Origin of the sequence: Scytonema hofmannii PCC 7110 (assembly GCF_000346485.2) — a bacterium.
GTDB classification, from domain to species: Bacteria; Cyanobacteriota; Cyanobacteriia; order Cyanobacteriales; family Nostocaceae; genus Scytonema; species Scytonema hofmannii.
Genome location: NZ_KQ976354.1, coordinates 5,432,924 through 5,448,538, shown reverse-complemented (window position 1 = coordinate 5,448,538; position 15,615 = coordinate 5,432,924). Strand labels below are relative to the sequence as shown.

The following is a 15,615-nucleotide window of genomic DNA, read 5'->3' as shown; positions in this document are numbered from 1 at the left end:
CCATAACTCTCAACCCACACCACTACTAATATACCAAACTGAAAAAAGAATGTGATAGATAGTTGGCTGAAATTAAGTCCTGATAAGACTTTCTCAATCCAAAATCCACTCATCCAAAATGGTATTAATTGATGGATAATCAAGTAGTTGCAAAGGTTCAATTCCTCCAACGCCAAGCAGCATCTCTTTTACTCTACCAATCTGTTCTCCAAAACGAAGCCGGGAAAGCGTTTCTTGATTTGTTGCAAGCTATACGCTATATTGATGCGGATGCGCGAGGTTGTCTTCAAGCCTACGGCAGTTACTTCAAATGCTTAGCTGCAAGAAGTCAAAACTGGGAAGATTATCTCGTGACTCAAATCCTGAGAGATGACAATCCTTTCTCTCGACTTGCTCAAAAGCAAGAATTCGAGAGGCTGCCATATTCTTTGATAGCAGCAGCAGAGCACGATTTACAAGCGCTGCAAAGTCTTTATGAATGCAGTAGCGCGACTTTAAGCCAGTGGGTGCAAACTGGAGCATATTTACCTATATCACCAGTCGTGTGGTATGTGGAGCCAGAGGAGGCGGTGGTAAATAACGAATTATCCATCAGAGAAAAACTACAACATTTAGAAAATTGGGCTGACGCAGTAGAAGAATTGGCTGTATATTATCGTAAATCCGGTACTGGTTTGTTTGCAGAGTGTCAAGCTTTGCGCTGGGAGGCAGGACAGTTTGTTGGAATATACCATCCCGATCCAATTCGTTTGAATCAATTGACTGGTTATGAGGCTCAAAAGGAAGCTTTGTTAAAAAATACTGAGTTTTTATTGTCAGGACAGGTACCCTTGCACGTACTGCTGTATGGGAGTCGTGGTTCGGGAAAATCTTCTCTAGTCAAAGCTTTGTTAAATGAATATGGCAAGCAGAACTTACGCTTGGTGGAAGTAACGAAATCTGAATTAAAGGACTTACCAAAAATTGTGGAACAGTTACGCGGTTTGCCACAAAAATTTATTATTTTTGTGGACGACCTTTCTTTTGAGGAAGATGATGATGTTTTTAAAGCACTCAAAGTGGTTTTAGAGGGGAACTTGACAGCAAGACCCCAAAATGTCGTCGTATATGCCACATCCAACCGCCGTCACTTAATTCGCGAATTTTTTGCCGATAGACCGTCTCCTAAGGAAAATGACGAAATTCATGCGTGGGATACCATGCAGGAAAAGCTTTCTTTTAGCGATCGCTTTGGTTTGACCTTGACTTTTGAACCTGCCAATCAAAAAACTTACTTGCAAATTGTCCATCATTTGGCACTCAAAGCTGAAATTGATATATCTCAAGAGGATTTAGAACGTCAAGCTTTACAATGGGCGACCCGTCATAACGGTCGTTCCGGAAGGACGGCGCGGCAATTTGTTGACTTCTTAAAATCAGATTTGGCAATATCTAGTGACCAGTGACCAGTGACCAATCCTCTTTTTTATGTTAAAAATCAGCAGTAACCAATCAACTATGAACAGTAATCGGTTCATTATAGGTATAATTGCCTTTAGTGTGAGCTTTAGTCTCAGCCTCTTCCTGAGTTGGGATTTTAATAAAGCCTTTCTTACAGGTTTAGTCACTGTACCTGCAACCTATCTAGCTGCATTTTTTGTAGATAAACGACGCCGAAACAATGAAATGCTTGTTTTGGATTCTCTCCAAAGGAGAATTCAAGAACTTGAGGGGCTTAAATTTCGCATTGTTTCAGATATTAAGCAACTTGAAGCACACAACGCTTTACTATATTCGGAATCAAGTAAATTACAAAATCAGCTTGTAGAACGTCGCACTCAGAGAGATAGCCTCCATCGAGAGCTTAGCTCTTTTTTTATAGAAAAACAACAGTTAGAATCAGAAATTCATTATCTTCAAAACCAGCTACATACACTAGATCAAACAAAAACAGACTTGAATCATTCTTTTTCTGCTCTCAATACAGAAAAGCGACGTTTAGAATTAAATTGTAATGTGTCTCGTGGTGAGATAGCACAGTTACAAAATCAGCTTCTTGAACTCCAACAACAAAAACAAGAACTAGAAAGTAGTATTACCCTTATATACAGGCTGAAGCCGCAACTAGAAGAAAAATTGTATGAGTTGCGAAGTGAAATTCATGAGATGGAAGTGCAAGAACAACAGCAATCTCAAGTACTCACAGCTAAAAAAGCTGAGCGAGAAAGCATAGAAGCTAGCTTAAATTCTTTGCATGCGGAACTCATGGAGCAACGAAAAGAACTAGAACAGTTACAAGGACAAGTTTCATTACTTTTAGAGGAACGCGACCAGTTACAAAACCAAGTTTGGGAGTTGCTCCAACAGATGGAAACTTTAACTTCCGATCCATTATTTGATAACAATGAACAAGACAGAGAAGCAGAGTTTTTCCCCTTTTCTGAATTAATGGATTCTTTAGAACCAGTGAATATTTTAGCAGATAATTCAGAAGATTTATCTGAAGAATGGGCTAAATTCGTAGAACAGTTACCAAATTATGAAATTCAGGTTTTAAAAGCTATACTAGAACAGGAGAATCCCAATCCTACAATAAAAAAGATCGCAGAAGACAACATTACAATGCCAAATCTGCTAATTGACTCCATCAACGAACTCGCTCGAGATACAATTGGTGAACTGTTAATTGATACAGCATCAGATAATCCTGCGATTTATCAAGAGTACATAAGAGATGTCAGAAAAGCGATCGCAATCCACCAAGATATAATGGCTAGGCAAACCTCAAGAAATTAAATGCATCTACATATTTATATTCTCGTATCTGGAGCTAAGCCAAACAACGAGAATAGAACGAGGTGATTTATATGGCAAAGCTGAAAATATCAAAAAAAGTATCTACTGCTTTAATGAACTCTCTTGGTGCGGGGGTAGTACCAAGAGTCGGTTTAGAGCATATAGCAGTTGGGAGAGAAAAAGAACTGAAAAGTTTATTGCAAAATCTTAATGATATAGCCGAAGGTATAGCAGCGTTTCGCTTTGTGATTGGGAACTATGGTTCTGGGAAAAGCTTCATGCTGCAGTTAGTCCGCAGCTATGCTATGGAGCAAGGTTTTGTAGTGGCTGATGCCGATTTATCCTTAGAACGTCGGCTTGCAGGAAGTAACAACGAAGGCTTGTCAACTTATCGAGAATTAATGAGTCACCTAGCTACAAAAACTCGCCCTGATGGTGGTGCTTTAGTTTCTGTTTTAGAAGGATGGATTAACAAAATCCAACAAGAGGTGGCAAAAGAAACTGGAATGCGTCCCAATGATGAAGGTTTTGATGACAAAGTTGAAGAAAAAATCCGAGAGGTTGTTCAGTATATTGAAGATTTAGTTCACGGTTTTGATTTTGGTAGCGTTATTGTTGCCTACTGGCGGGGCTACCGTTTAGATGAGGATAATTTAAAGAATGCTGCCCTCAAATGGTTGCGGGGAGAATTTACTACAAAAATTGAGGCAAAAGCAGCTTTAGGCGTTCGTGTCATTATTGATGACGAAACGTGGTATGACTACGTTAAGTTGTTGGCTAAGTTTGTCGCTGAAATTGGTTATAAAGGGCTTATTGTTCTGCTTGATGAAGCTGTGTATTTGTACAAAATACCGACTAGCGTTACTCGTGAGAAAAATTACAACAGATTGCTGGGAATGTTTAACGACACCATGCAATGTAAGGCAGAACATCTCGGTATTATTATTGGTGGAACGACAAGATTTTTAGAAGATCCAAATCGGGGACTTTTTTCTGATTCTGCTTGGCGAAGACGTACAAAAGAAAGTCGTTTTGTGTCACAAGCAGGCGTGCAGGAATTTTTGGGACCCGTGCTGCGGCTTCATCCGCTTGTAGAAGAGGAAGTTCTCACGCTTTTGCAAAGATTAGCTGAGATTCATGCTTTTAATTATGGTTATGAAAAAACTTTATCAAATCGAGACTTGAAAGAGTTTGTCCAAGAAATTGTCAGTCGTTTGGGTGCAGAAGCATTGCTCACTCCAGGTGAAATTGTACGAGATTTTATTAGTGTCGTGAATGTTCTCTACCAAAATCCTAGTTTTACTTTTAAGCAACTCATTCATGGTAATGATTTTAAACCCACTTCTGTGAGTAAAAATCTAAATATTAATGTGGATGAAGATGATGATGTTGCAGAAATAAGTTTGTGACGCTCCATGCTCTGAGGTAGGAAAAATATGGTAACTAGTGATACATGGAATCCAACTCAGTATGAAAAATTTCAAGCAGAAAGAAGCCGCCCATTCTATGACTTAGTCAATATGGTACGCAGCCAAGAAGGTATGCGAGTTTTAGATCTTGGTTGTGGAACGGGAAAGTTGACAAAATACTTACATGAAAAAACAGCAGCACGAGAGACAATCGGGTTGGATGCTTCAGAGAACATGTTGCAAGCAGCACGTCAGTTTGAGGGACACGGGTTGTGCTTTGAGCAAGGACGTATTGAAGAAAACTCCGTACAGGGCAAATTTGATTTAGTGTTTTCTAATGCTGCTTTGCAGTGGGTAACAGGACACGAGGCATTATTTGAAAAGTTACGTGCAAAACTGCAGTTAGGCGGACAACTTGCTGTACAAGTTCCTGCAATGGATTCAGAACCAGTACACACTGTAGCTGCAGAAGTAGCACAGGAATTTAGTCAAGAACTGAGGGGATATGTACAGCGCTTAGAGGTGCTATCACCAGAAAAGTATGCGCGGTTGCTTTATAAATTGGGGTTTGTAGAACAATTTGTGAGGTTGCAAATATACGGACACGTATTACCATCACGAGAAGCAGTTATAGAGTGGTATCGTGGAACATTACTGACTACTTATGAGCAACAACTAGATACAGAAACATACGAGCGTTTTTTACAAAGGTATCGAGAGAAGTTGATGAAGTATCTAGAAGATGAAAACCCGTTCTTTTTTCCCTATAAACGTATACTAATATGGGGTCGTCTTGGAGATTTTGCATGATGACCGAAATAAGGAAGAAGGAAGAGGGAAGAGGGAATAATATTAATTTCTCTTCCTTCTTCCTTCATTAAAAAATTAGAAATAATTCTATCATTTATTTCTTTTTAAAAGAGACTGTTTAAAGCTAGTTCTTTGACACCTATAATGTTGTTTTATCCGCAAATGCAGAAACTAAAATCAGCTTCCAAACAATCATTAAAGTGTTAAAAATTCAGTGCTTTTTTTCTAAAGGATGTTACACAGTCTCTTAATTTATAAGCCTTTTCAGGACATAATATAAGTGATTCAGACACACATTTCTTTTGTTGTAAAAAATCTAAAGAGGAAATATGGCTAATATTAATATCTCCGATTTAAACTCGGCTGGCTCTGAGCTTTTCCACGATTCTGAAACTTTCCTTGACCAACTTACAGAACGGGAAATACTCGACGTACAAGGTGGTTTAATTTCAGCTAGTGGGATACCAACCCTAGATTTATTAAGTGGACTTGCAGGTGGACTCCCATCAGCTGATTTGCTCGCAGGGTTGCCCAGCGCAAATATTTTGTTCCCCCCAGCTCCCTAAATATCAGAGTCCCTCATGCCTGTGGTGCGGGGGAATTTTGCATTAGAAAGAGTCTAGAAACGCCTATCATCTTTGTGTGATAGGCGTTTTTGCAATGTTGAACTGAGTGATGACTCCCTGTCCGCTCTCAAATTACCGATCTTTGTAGGGTGGGCATTGCCCACCATATAAAGCTTGTGTGCGGCATAGCCCTACCTACTACTGAGCGTTTGGTAGGTAATTTTAAGAGTTATGCTTTTAAACTACCGAGCGTTAGACAGAAAAATATAAAAACCATGTAAAGGAGATGCTAATGCACAAATCTAATAAATTGCCCGCTATCCTCAATGCAAAAGAAATAAAAGTAAGACAACCGATGCTGAAATTTCTAGCTATTGCCCTGATATTTCCAGTGATTGGAGGAATAGCGAGTCCATCCTTTGCCCGACTCACACAAAAGAGTCAGTTAACCGTTGAGATTAATGGATTGAAAAACCGACAAGGGCAAGTTTGTTTAAGTTTATTTGCAAGTAGTAGAGGCTTTCCGAGCAACAGTTCCAGCGCTATACAAAGTCAGTGTGTAGCGATCGCAGCAACGCCATTGTCCGTTACCTTTAAGAATTTACAACCAGGCAGTTATGCTGTTGCTGTTCTCCATGATACCAATAAGGACAACAAAGCAAATCGAAATGGTTTGGGAATTCCAATTGAAGGATTTGGATTTTCTGAAAATCCAGTTATCCGGACTGGTCCACCCAGGTTTAACGATGCGGCTGTCCTAGTTGCGGGTTCAACTACAAACATTCAAATTCAGTTGAATTATCTTTTAGGTGGTTAGGACACTCATAGCCACAACCGCGACAATGACACAAAACATTGTTGCGGTTGGCCATCTCGCTACCTATCTGCCACTCGCGTCATTGAGAGTTGTTTTGGAAAGTAAAAAAATTGACATTGAATGTCCGTGTTTCTACAGATTTGATTTATACATCTGCGACATAAAACCAGTCATGCTGTCTAACCAACCAGCAAAATCTAGCACGGCTGCTATGGTAGTTGGAGGCTTGGAGATGAGAGAATCTTCTTGAATTAAGCGGGCAAAATCAATTTTAATTGGACTGGTTCGTCGTTCGCCACGACTGTTAAAAAACTCCACTCCGGCTAGTTGCATGATTGCAATCACTTCTTGCGCCATGATACCATAGCCAATTGTTGTGGGATGAATGCCATCTAGCGAGAACAATCCCCCTTGATGTCTTCCTTTGGCATCGGAAATAAAAAATCGCGTATCGGGTTTTGGATTCAGCTTATCCAAAGCTGGAGGTAAATCGTAAGCAGTCCACCAACTTGGGCGATTTGCACGATCTTCTTCCGCTAAGTAACGCTTATACGCCAACCGATCTAACACTGAAACCATCTCGAACACGTACCAATCTTTCCCTTCGCGTCGCCCTTGCCGAACTGCATCCACAATAGACTCATTATATTTATCGATCGCACTGTCAATCGATCTAGCTTGATTGGCAGTTAGATGAGGATGGCGCTTGACATCAAATTTTTCTTCATCCAACCAAATGGGAACGTAGTAGGGGTAATAACGAGAACCGGGCGAAACTTTTTTTCCTTCCTTTCCAGGATTGATACCTTTAACAAATGGTGGAATTGTAACATGAGGGACTGTCGCCCAAATCACATGGCGTGCTTTGATTTGCTTTACCTGCTCAACAATCAAATCTAACTCAGCTTTGAAATGACTGGGTTGCCAAACTGTATAGCGATCGTTAACGCTCATATCAGTATAAAAGTCTGACTCAGACCAAACTGCTTTAAATGTTAAAATACTACCCAAAGCATTGTTCGATCCAATCGCAATAATGAGAGTTTCAATTCCATCTCCTTCTTGGCTCAAAGCTTTTGCCGCACCAAGAGGAGTTAAAGCGACTCCATTTTTATCTCTGGCTGTATTTAAAACCCGTAACGTGGCAATTTCATTTGCGTGTTCGGGAACTTGCCTCATAGAATTAAACTCATCATTATCCTTGAAGGGATTCTTAAGAATGATGTCTTGAGCAGTTTTGGCTGTGCGAGAAAGTGTATTCCGTAAATCCCAACCATACATGGCTAAATTATGATTGATTAACCCCTTTTCTGGAGATTGAAAAGAATTTTTAGCCCGCCCCTCCCAATAGTCTTCGTTAGCATCAAGATAAGTCCGCAGCCAAGGCAATATCATAGCAAAGTCTATTGCATTGATACCATCAGCTACCCGAAAGCGATCGCCTAAATCTTTAGTCAATTTTTCTAAATTCAAAGGTAAGCCTTCCCCAGGGCTGTCGTATTTAGGATAGCGAAATTGCCCACTGCAACCAAGTTCGCGAGCAATCAGCATGGGATAAGACAAACTGGTATTAAAAATTGCTCCACTTTGGAAGCCTTGGGTAAGTGAATCACCAATCGTCACAAGGCGATGGGCTGGTTTACCCTGTCTGTTAACTGAAACAGGAATTCCCAAAGTTGGGTCGCTTTCCGGTTCGCGAGGTTCTAAGCGAATGATTGCTTTCACCTCATCAGGCGTATCTTCTAAGCCTTCTAAATACTGAGGGGGTACGTTAGGAGAAAAATTAGTCATAACTGGATCGCTCGCTTATAGGTTACAATTGGTACTGCTGTTGGCAAGGTTACTTACTCGTACCAGCAATCATTGGTACGAGGTGTTAACTAGGCAGTATTTGTGCTGATGAGTTAGGACTAAGTTTACTTAGAGACTTCCAAGAAATAAATTATCCATCTTGTGGGACGGGCGTCCCCGCCCGTCCTATACCAGTTGCGGGCGAGACGCCCGCACCACAAGAGATTTCTGGAATTTTTTTGATTTGGAAGTCCCTTACAATTGACACGCTTCTCTCAGCCAGTCTACTTCATTCGGCTCTAAAATCGGAGTTAACTTCTCCACAACGGCTACATAGTAATTTTCCAACCACTGACGTTGTCGAGGCTCCAATCGATCTAGCGCTATCAAGCGTTTATCGAAAGGAATGTATGTCAGAGGTTCAAAGCCATACCAAGGGGTTTTGCTTGGATCTGCTTGAAGCTCTAACTCTGGTGTTAAATTTTTGACTACGTAGAGGTTTTCAATACGAATTCCTCCCCAATTGAGTAAGTAAAACCCCGGTTCAATGCTCGTTACCATACCCGGTTCTAAAGGTTCAGAGGCTCGCTTGCTGATGCCATTTGGTCCTTCATGGACGTTTAAAAAAGCACCAACACCATGCCCAGTACCATGCCCGTAGTCAAGTTCCTCCATCCACATGGTAGATCTGGCTATCCCATCAAGTTGAACACCTGTTGTTCCTTTGGGAAACCGTTGCATAGCACAGTTAATGTGTGCTTTTAAAACCTCAGTATAACGTAAGATTTGTTCGGGTGTTGGTTCACCTACAATAATAGTTCGGGTGGCATCTGTTGTCCCTCCCAAATACTGCGCTCCTGAGTCGAGTAAGAAGAATTGACCATTCGTCAGCAAGACGTCGGGACTGGGTGTACCGTAGTGAACAATGGAACTGTTCGTTCCTGCACCGGCGATTGTATTAAAACTTAACCCTTGAAAGCCAGGTTGTTGTTGGTAGAATTGAGCGATCGCATTTGCGACATCCAACTCACTCAATTGCTGTCCGGTTAAGAGTTGTTCCGATATCCACTTTAAAGTTCGTAACTTTCCGCGACTTGCTTTCAGATTCGCCGCCTTCATTTGCTCGACTTCAACCGTATTTTTTCGAGCTTTCATTCCCTCAATGGGATTGGCAGTTTCTACAATTCGATGCTTATCTACGAGCTGATAAGTCCCCATCGTTGTCTGCTTGGGATCTAAAAGGACTTTGCTCTGGCTTTCTTGAGAAATTAATGCATTTAGAGTTTCTATATATTTCTCGTAGGGAAGTAAAGTTACATTGCTTTGCAAAGATTGCTGAACTTCGGCGTCAATACGATCCAAATTAGTCAATAGAAATGCCTTATTTGGAGTCACGATCGCATAAGCAATAAAAACGGGATTGTAGGGAATATCCCAACCTCTTAAATTAAACAGCCATGCGAGTTGATCCAACTTCGTAATCGGGAAGATATCCGTTTTGTGCGATCGCATAGCTTCCCTAACTCTACCCAACTTCTGCTCTGTTGTTTCCCCAGTGACTTCATTGGGTACGCAAAACACCCTAGAATCACCCAAAGCAGGTATAGGTTCTGATTCAACCCAAGGACTTTGGGAACGAATGATATCTACCAAATTCTTATCTACTGATACCAGTTCCACCCCAGCAGATTTCAGTTGATTTTGAAACGTCCGATATTGTTCAATAGGAATAGTAAAGGGATCGAAACCCAAGCGAAAACCAGAAAATTTTTGTCCTAAAGTTTCCAACGTTTCCACCAAAGTTTTCTGTCCTTCCATGCCCAATTTTGAGACATGAACCAAAGATAAATCAACCTCTAGATCGGCCTGTTCGTGGTAGCGAAAGTCAACAAACAACCAACTCGATTCTCGTCCTACCAAAAAATCCCCCGCAGAACCCGTAAAGCCACTGAGCCACATTCGTCGCTGTTTTGCTTCTGGGAGATACTCATTTAGGTGCTCATCAGCAGAGGGAATCAGGTAAGCATCCAACTGACACGCTTCCATCAATGCACGTAAATTCGTTAACTTCGCTTGGAGCGAGGTAGAGGCTGGAGCTGTTAACAAGTCTGAGGGCGTCATGAATGATAGGATTTAATACATTTATCTGTATTCATTCTAACCTGTCATTCAAAGGTGTGGGTGAGTTGACTTTGGCAAAAGTATAAATTTTTACATTTAACGCAAGCACGCGTCTATGAACCAGCTGAGCTATCAGATGCAGCAGATCTGATTTTTGGGTTGACTTCCTTTGATTTCTTCTCGAAAATTTGAACCAGCATCAATCACTTCAAACCCAGTGTCTCTAAATTGGCAAGGAAAATTAACTATAGTCAAATAACTAAAGCTTTATCTCACAACTTCCCCAATTCTTGCAAAATCACCTCAATAGTTACCTTTAGTTGGGGCAAATTCTGCTCAATCACGCCCCAAACTCGATTTAAATTCACCTTTAAATAATCATGAATCAGTACATCTCTAAAACCAGCTACTTGCTGCCAAGGAACATCTGGATAAGCGGCTCTGATTTCGGGAGATAACCGCTTCGTTGCTTCCCCAATAATTTCAAAATTTCTAATTACCGCATCTTGAATTATTGTGGTTTGTAAAAATACTTCTTTGCCATCACAGGTATAAGACTCTATCCGCTCGATACATTCAAAAATGTTGCTCAAGTACAGTCTATCATCTCTCATAACGCCACAGCTTCCTGCAACACTTTATCTTTAATCAACTCATGTAAAGTTTCTGGTTCAGTTACATCCACTTTACGTCCTAGCAATTCTTCCAAAGACTGCATCAAAGCAATTTGATCTAACAAGGTTCGCTGTGGTTCAATATCTACCAAAAAATCTACATCACTGTCATGTCTTGCTTCTCCTCTAGCCACCGAACCAAACACCCGCACATTATACGCTCCATACAAAGCCGCAATTCTCAAAATATCTTGCCGATAAGCTTTCAGTATTTCATCAATGCCCATAGCCTAACCCAAAATGATTGCAATAAATCTCTACCTCTAGCTTGGCACATTCAGGTACCATTCAAATATTTAATGGGGCTTTGATCGCAAAAAGCGCGATGGGCAAAAGGTCGTCAGAACTTTAAACCTCGCCTCTAAATCCGGGTGAAGTATCTGCTATCAATCCGTGCCAGAGTATGCCCAATCGCCTTTAACAAGTCATCAATGATAGCATAGACTGCAATTGTTTCATTTAACATAATATCCCTCCCACATCAATACTGCTCAGTTAAGAAAATTGTCGCGGAAGACAAGCAGGGGGTGCAGGGGTTGAGGGGGTGCAGGGGAGGAAAAAACGGCTTAACCGACAAGTATTGCCTCCCACATTATTTCTAGTGTCGGGGATTTTATTGCTTAAAGTGCTTTTAGCTTAACGGCTTTAGCTGTTAAGCTTCGCTTATCGCCCGTCTGAATAACTAGTAACTTGGGTTAATAATTATGACAACACCCGTAAAATCTTTTGACATAAATGCTCTTATAACCTCATTAGAAGGTATTGAACTCATCACTGATTCCCATCAAGTAGCAAAATTATCTCAAGATTACCATACCTTTAGCCCAGTGCTCGTACCCAAACTACAGGGAAAAGTAGGCGATGTTGTCGTGCGCCCTGCTAACGAAGAAGAAGTATTAAAAGTAGCAGCAGCTTGTGTCAAACATCGCGTCCCAGTAACGGTGCGAGGTGCAGGAACGGGGAATTACGGACAATGCGTTCCCCTACATGGAGGCGTTATTTTAGATATGACCCGAATGCACGAAATACTTTGGGTAAAACCGGGAATAGCACGCGTGCAAGCTGGAGTAAAGTTAGCAGCATTAGATAAACAAGCACGAGAAATCGGCTGGGAAATGCGAATGGTACCTTCTACATACCGCACGGCGACAATTGGTGGATTTATTGCAGGGGGTAGTGGGGGAATTGGATCGATACAGTACGGTTTTTTAGGAGACAGGGGTAATCTTCAAGCTGTAAGAGTTGTCACTTTAGAAGATGAACCACGAGTGATGGAATTGCGCGGTGATGACGTGCAAAAGGTAAACCATGCATGGGGCATTAATGGTATTATTACTGAGTTGGAAATTCCTTTGGGACCAGCGTATCCCTGGGTAGAAGTCATTGTCACATTTGATGACTTTATGCAAGCTGCGAGATTTGGTCATTCTTTGGCTGAGGCTGATGGAATGATTAAGAAAGAAATTGCTATTTTTGCAGCCCAAATTCCGCATTACTTTACTGCCATCAAACAGCATATCCCTGATGGTACCCATGCGGCTTTGTTAAACATTGCAGAATCCAGTTTTGAATTACTGCCAGGATTGGTAGGGCAATTTGGTGGTAAAATAACGTATCAAAAATTAGCACAAGATGTCGGCAAGGGTGTCAACTTAGGGGAGTTTACCTGGAATCACACGACATTACACGCTCGGACTGTGGATACTTCTATGACTTACTTGCAAAGTATATTCCCTGTCGATACGAATCTGCAAGTTGTCGAGCATATGTACCATCATTTTGGCGATGAGGTAACTATGCATTTAGAATTTGTTCGCCAACACGGTCATGTGGTTCCTGGTGCTTTGCAACTTGTCCGTTTTACAACAGAGGAACGACTTAACGAAATTATCCGCTATCACGAAGAGCAAGGAGTGTTTATTGCCAATCCCCACACATATATTATTGAGGACGGTGGGAGAAAAGCGATCGATCCAGAACAACTGAAGTTTAAGGAGATGGTCGATCCTCACGGGTTAATGAATCCCGGTAAGAGTAAAGTCCTAGTACAGCGGGCGCGTAAATAAGCCAAGTATTAGATAGCCAACACTTTACCCTTGTATGCCCACTTAAAAGGTTTAGCCATTGTTTTATTAAAATAGTCGATATAGCAATTCCCACTTTCGTGAGGTACAGAAAAAAGAATTAACCGCAGATGAACGCGGATAAACGCTGATAAATTTGTATCTCAGCAGGTTAGGAAACGCTATAAATCAACAGAGATTAAAATAGAAGAAGGCAGTATGGAAGAAAAAAAAGAAAGAACAATGCTCTCTCAAGAGGATTGGCAAGAATACAAAAAAATTACACAGAATGGGGAGCAAGCAAGCAACCGAGAGTTGTTAATTCAGTGGTATGACAAAAAGTATCAAATTTTTGAGGGTGGTACTTTTGCCGCCCAAAAATGTTGCGAACTTCTTTACTCAAATCTGATCGCCAGTGAGCATCTCCAAATCTTAGATGTAGGATGTGGTACTGGCGATCAAGCCCGTCTGTTTCAGAATCTTGGGGTACAAGAAGCTTCTTGGTACGGTATTGATATGTCGCAAGCTATGCTCGAATCTGCCAAAAGTAAAAAGCTCTATAAAGAACTGAGCAATTCAATTTTACCGGAAATTCCTTACCCCGATTGCCATTTTGATATTGTCATTAGTGCCGGAACATTATGTAGTCCAGGGAATGCACCCGTAGAAACTTTATCGGAAATGATTCGTGTCACTAAACCGAGTGGATTACTTTGTTTCTCTTATCGTTTGAATTGGTTTGAAAATGAAGAGAGTGGTTGGAAGAAAACTCATGAGCAACTGGTAAAAAAGGGATTAATGAAAGAATTGGTACGTCAAATTGATGCTTACATACCCAGTCAGAATATTAGTGGATTATATTTTGTTTGTCAAAAAGGACAGCTTTAGATGGGGTTCAGCCGTATTACATCAACAATACAAAGATGACGTTGAATCGCACGCTATGTATAAACCAGTAAGGCATTGATGGTAAGATAAAAATCCCGACTTCTGCGGAAGCTAAATTCTCTCAGTAAAAACTTGATTGTCTCGAAAAATATAGATTGTGGGTTTATGAGTAAATGTACTTTATTTGACAAAGTGTGGGACTCACACACTGTTGGTATACTTCCTTCAGGGCATACACAACTCTTTATTGGATTGCACTTAATTCATGAAGTGACTAGTCCTCAAGCTTTTGCTATGTTACGGGAACGGGGTCTAAAGCCACTCTTTCCAGAATTGACTGTCGCTACTGTGGATCATATTGTTCCCACTGACAATCAGGCACGTCCGTTTGCAGATAGCTTAGCAGAAGAAATGATGCGATCGCTAGAGCAAAATTGTCAAGAAAATGGGATAAAATTTTATAATATAGGTTCTGGAAGTCAGGGTATTGTTCACGTGATTGCTCCAGAGCTAGGATTAAGCCAACCGGGAATGACCATCGCTTGCGGAGATAGCCACACATCAAGTCATGGTGCATTTGGAGCGATCGCATTTGGAATTGGAACCAGCCAAGTTAGAGACGTTTTAGCATCTCAAACCTTAGCTCTATCAAAGCTGAAAGTGCGGAAAATTGAAGTTAACGGCACTTTAAAACCAGGTGTCTATGCCAAAGATGTCGTTCTCCACATCATCCGAACTCTTGGAGTCAAAGGCGGTGTAGGATATGCCTATGAGTATGCAGGCACAACCTTTGAGCAAATGAACATGGAAGAACGGATGACCGTTTGCAATATGTCCATTGAAGGTGGTGCTCGTTGCGGTTACGTCAATCCCGACCAAATCACCTACGATTATCTTAAGGATAGAGACTTTGCCCCCAAAGGAAAAGATTGGGATGAAGCCATTGCTTGGTGGAACTCCATCCGCAGCGATGCTGATGCAGAGTACGACGATGTCGTTGTCTTTGATGCTGCTGACATTCCCCCAACCGTTACCTGGGGTATTACACCGGGTCAAGGGATTGGAGTGAACGAACTCGTACCCAAGCCCGAAGAACTGCCAGAACAGGAAAGGTTTATTGCTGAAGAAGCTTACCATTATATGGATCTGATTCCAGGCGCACCCATCAAGGGGACTAAAGTTGATGTCTGCTTCATTGGAAGTTGCACCAACGGACGCATTAGCGATTTGCGAGAAGCGGCTAAAATTGCCAAAGGTCGTCAAGTTGCAGAGGGAGTAAAAGCCTTTGTTGTCCCAGGTTCGGAAAGGGTGAAGCAACAAGCTGAAGTTGAAGGACTCGATAAAATCTTTTTAGAAGCGGGATTTGAGTGGCGCGAACCCGGATGTTCAATGTGCCTTGCGATGAATCCCGACAAACTTCAGGGAAGACAGATGAGTGCATCTTCCTCCAATCGCAACTTCAAAGGAAGGCAAGGTTCTGCTTCCGGTCGGACTTTGTTAATGAGTCCTGCAATGGTTGCTACAGCAGCGATTAAAGGGGAAGTGTCTGACGTGCGGGAATTGTTGTCGTGAAAATAGGGAGTAGGGAGTAGGGAGTAGGGAATTGCCTCTATCTTTGCGCTCTTTGCGTCTTTGTGGTTCATTTAATTAAATAATCTTCGAGCGGGATAGGAGTCATCCAAAATCCCCTCATCCAAAATC

At 41.4% G+C, this 15,615-nt stretch carries 13 protein-coding genes; 9 read left to right on the top strand and 4 right to left on the bottom strand.

From position 1 onward, the window contains the following. The first annotated feature begins 131 nt into the window (after positions 1 to 131). The 6 genes from WA1_RS22615 (at position 132) to WA1_RS22590 (ending at position 6,377) form a co-directional block, all read left to right on the top strand. The gene (locus tag WA1_RS22615; protein ID WP_017744411.1) at positions 132 to 1,445 is read left to right on the top strand and encodes an ATP-binding protein; all 1,314 of its coding nucleotides are present in this window, start codon (positions 132 to 134) and stop codon (positions 1,443 to 1,445) included. Positions 1,446 to 1,497: 52 nt separating this feature from the next. Next, positions 1,498 to 2,775: a tellurite resistance TerB C-terminal domain-containing protein gene (locus WA1_RS22610; RefSeq protein WP_017744412.1), complete on the top strand. Its 1,278-nt coding sequence runs from the start codon at positions 1,498 to 1,500 to the stop codon at positions 2,773 to 2,775. A 71-nt stretch (positions 2,776 to 2,846) separates the two neighbouring features. Then, positions 2,847 to 4,184: an ATP-binding protein gene (locus WA1_RS22605; protein ID WP_017744413.1), complete on the top strand. Its 1,338-nt coding sequence runs from the start codon at positions 2,847 to 2,849 to the stop codon at positions 4,182 to 4,184. A 27-nt stretch (positions 4,185 to 4,211) separates the two neighbouring features. Next, positions 4,212 to 4,994 (top strand): methyltransferase domain-containing protein, encoded by a 783-nt coding sequence (locus tag WA1_RS22600; protein WP_017744414.1) that lies wholly within the window; start codon positions 4,212 to 4,214, stop codon positions 4,992 to 4,994. 329 nt (positions 4,995 to 5,323) lie between these two features. Then, complete coding sequence (locus WA1_RS22595) at positions 5,324 to 5,560, top strand: hypothetical protein (RefSeq protein ID WP_017744415.1); 237 nt, start codon at positions 5,324 to 5,326, stop codon at positions 5,558 to 5,560. Positions 5,561 to 5,852: 292 nt separating this feature from the next. Then, positions 5,853 to 6,377: a DUF2141 domain-containing protein gene (locus WA1_RS22590; protein ID WP_017744416.1), complete on the top strand. Its 525-nt coding sequence runs from the start codon at positions 5,853 to 5,855 to the stop codon at positions 6,375 to 6,377. A gap of 132 nt (positions 6,378 to 6,509) precedes the next feature. On the opposite strand, the gene WA1_RS22585 is transcribed toward WA1_RS22590, so the two are convergent. From WA1_RS22585 to WA1_RS22570, 4 genes are all read right to left on the bottom strand, one after another. Beyond that, positions 6,510 to 8,168 carry a hypothetical protein gene (locus tag WA1_RS22585; RefSeq protein ID WP_017744417.1) on the bottom strand — a complete coding sequence of 553 codons (1,659 nt, stop codon included), beginning with the start codon at positions 8,166 to 8,168 and terminating at the stop codon, positions 6,510 to 6,512. 255 nt (positions 8,169 to 8,423) lie between these two features. Beyond that, entirely contained in the window at positions 8,424 to 10,289 is a 1,866-nt protein-coding gene (locus tag WA1_RS22580; RefSeq protein WP_017744418.1) for an aminopeptidase P family protein, read from the bottom strand. Positions 10,290 to 10,561: 272 nt separating this feature from the next. Next, positions 10,562 to 10,903, bottom strand: coding sequence for a HepT-like ribonuclease domain-containing protein (locus tag WA1_RS22575; RefSeq protein ID WP_017744419.1), 342 nt, complete (start codon positions 10,901 to 10,903; stop codon positions 10,562 to 10,564). Beyond that, a complete protein-coding gene (locus WA1_RS22570; RefSeq protein WP_017744420.1) occupies positions 10,900 to 11,190 on the bottom strand; it encodes a nucleotidyltransferase family protein in 291 nt (96 codons plus the stop codon). Before WA1_RS22570 ends, WA1_RS22575 begins: the two co-directional genes overlap by 4 nt. A 477-nt stretch (positions 11,191 to 11,667) precedes the next feature. Between WA1_RS22570 and WA1_RS22565 the strand changes: the two genes are divergently transcribed. From WA1_RS22565 to leuC, 3 genes are all read left to right on the top strand, one after another. After that, complete coding sequence (locus WA1_RS22565; protein WP_017744421.1) at positions 11,668 to 13,029, top strand: FAD-binding oxidoreductase; 1,362 nt, start codon at positions 11,668 to 11,670, stop codon at positions 13,027 to 13,029. Between the two features lie 216 nt (positions 13,030 to 13,245). After that, positions 13,246 to 13,914 carry a class I SAM-dependent methyltransferase gene (locus tag WA1_RS22560; protein ID WP_017744422.1) on the top strand — a complete coding sequence of 223 codons (669 nt, stop codon included), beginning with the start codon at positions 13,246 to 13,248 and terminating at the stop codon, positions 13,912 to 13,914. Between the two features lie 165 nt (positions 13,915 to 14,079). After that, positions 14,080 to 15,486, top strand: a complete 1,407-nt coding sequence (leuC, locus tag WA1_RS22555; RefSeq protein ID WP_017744423.1) for a 3-isopropylmalate dehydratase large subunit — start codon at positions 14,080 to 14,082, stop codon at positions 15,484 to 15,486. Positions 15,487 to 15,615: the final 129 nt, after the last annotated feature.

What these genes read in the sequence shown, in the direction of transcription:
- WA1_RS22605 (WP_017744413.1), top strand. Translation starts at nt 2,847, where the DNA reads ATGGCAAAGCTGAAAATATCAAAAAAAGTATCTACTGCTTTAATGAAC.
- WA1_RS22595 (WP_017744415.1), top strand. Translation starts at nt 5,324, where the DNA reads ATGGCTAATATTAATATCTCCGATTTAAACTCGGCTGGCTCTGAGCTT.
- leuC (WP_017744423.1), top strand. Translation starts at nt 14,080, where the DNA reads ATGAGTAAATGTACTTTATTTGACAAAGTGTGGGACTCACACACTGTT.
- WA1_RS22600 (WP_017744414.1), top strand. Translation starts at nt 4,212, where the DNA reads ATGGTAACTAGTGATACATGGAATCCAACTCAGTATGAAAAATTTCAA.
- WA1_RS22615 (WP_017744411.1), top strand. Translation starts at nt 132, where the DNA reads ATGGATAATCAAGTAGTTGCAAAGGTTCAATTCCTCCAACGCCAAGCA.
- WA1_RS22585 (WP_017744417.1), bottom strand. Translation starts at nt 8,168, where the DNA reads ATGACTAATTTTTCTCCTAACGTACCCCCTCAGTATTTAGAAGGCTTA.
- WA1_RS22560 (WP_017744422.1), top strand. Translation starts at nt 13,246, where the DNA reads ATGGAAGAAAAAAAAGAAAGAACAATGCTCTCTCAAGAGGATTGGCAA.
- WA1_RS22570 (WP_017744420.1), bottom strand. Translation starts at nt 11,190, where the DNA reads ATGGGCATTGATGAAATACTGAAAGCTTATCGGCAAGATATTTTGAGA.
- WA1_RS22575 (WP_017744419.1), bottom strand. Translation starts at nt 10,903, where the DNA reads ATGAGAGATGATAGACTGTACTTGAGCAACATTTTTGAATGTATCGAG.
- WA1_RS22590 (WP_017744416.1), top strand. Translation starts at nt 5,853, where the DNA reads ATGCACAAATCTAATAAATTGCCCGCTATCCTCAATGCAAAAGAAATA.
- WA1_RS22565 (WP_017744421.1), top strand. Translation starts at nt 11,668, where the DNA reads ATGACAACACCCGTAAAATCTTTTGACATAAATGCTCTTATAACCTCA.
- WA1_RS22610 (WP_017744412.1), top strand. Translation starts at nt 1,498, where the DNA reads ATGAACAGTAATCGGTTCATTATAGGTATAATTGCCTTTAGTGTGAGC.
- WA1_RS22580 (WP_017744418.1), bottom strand. Translation starts at nt 10,289, where the DNA reads ATGACGCCCTCAGACTTGTTAACAGCTCCAGCCTCTACCTCGCTCCAA.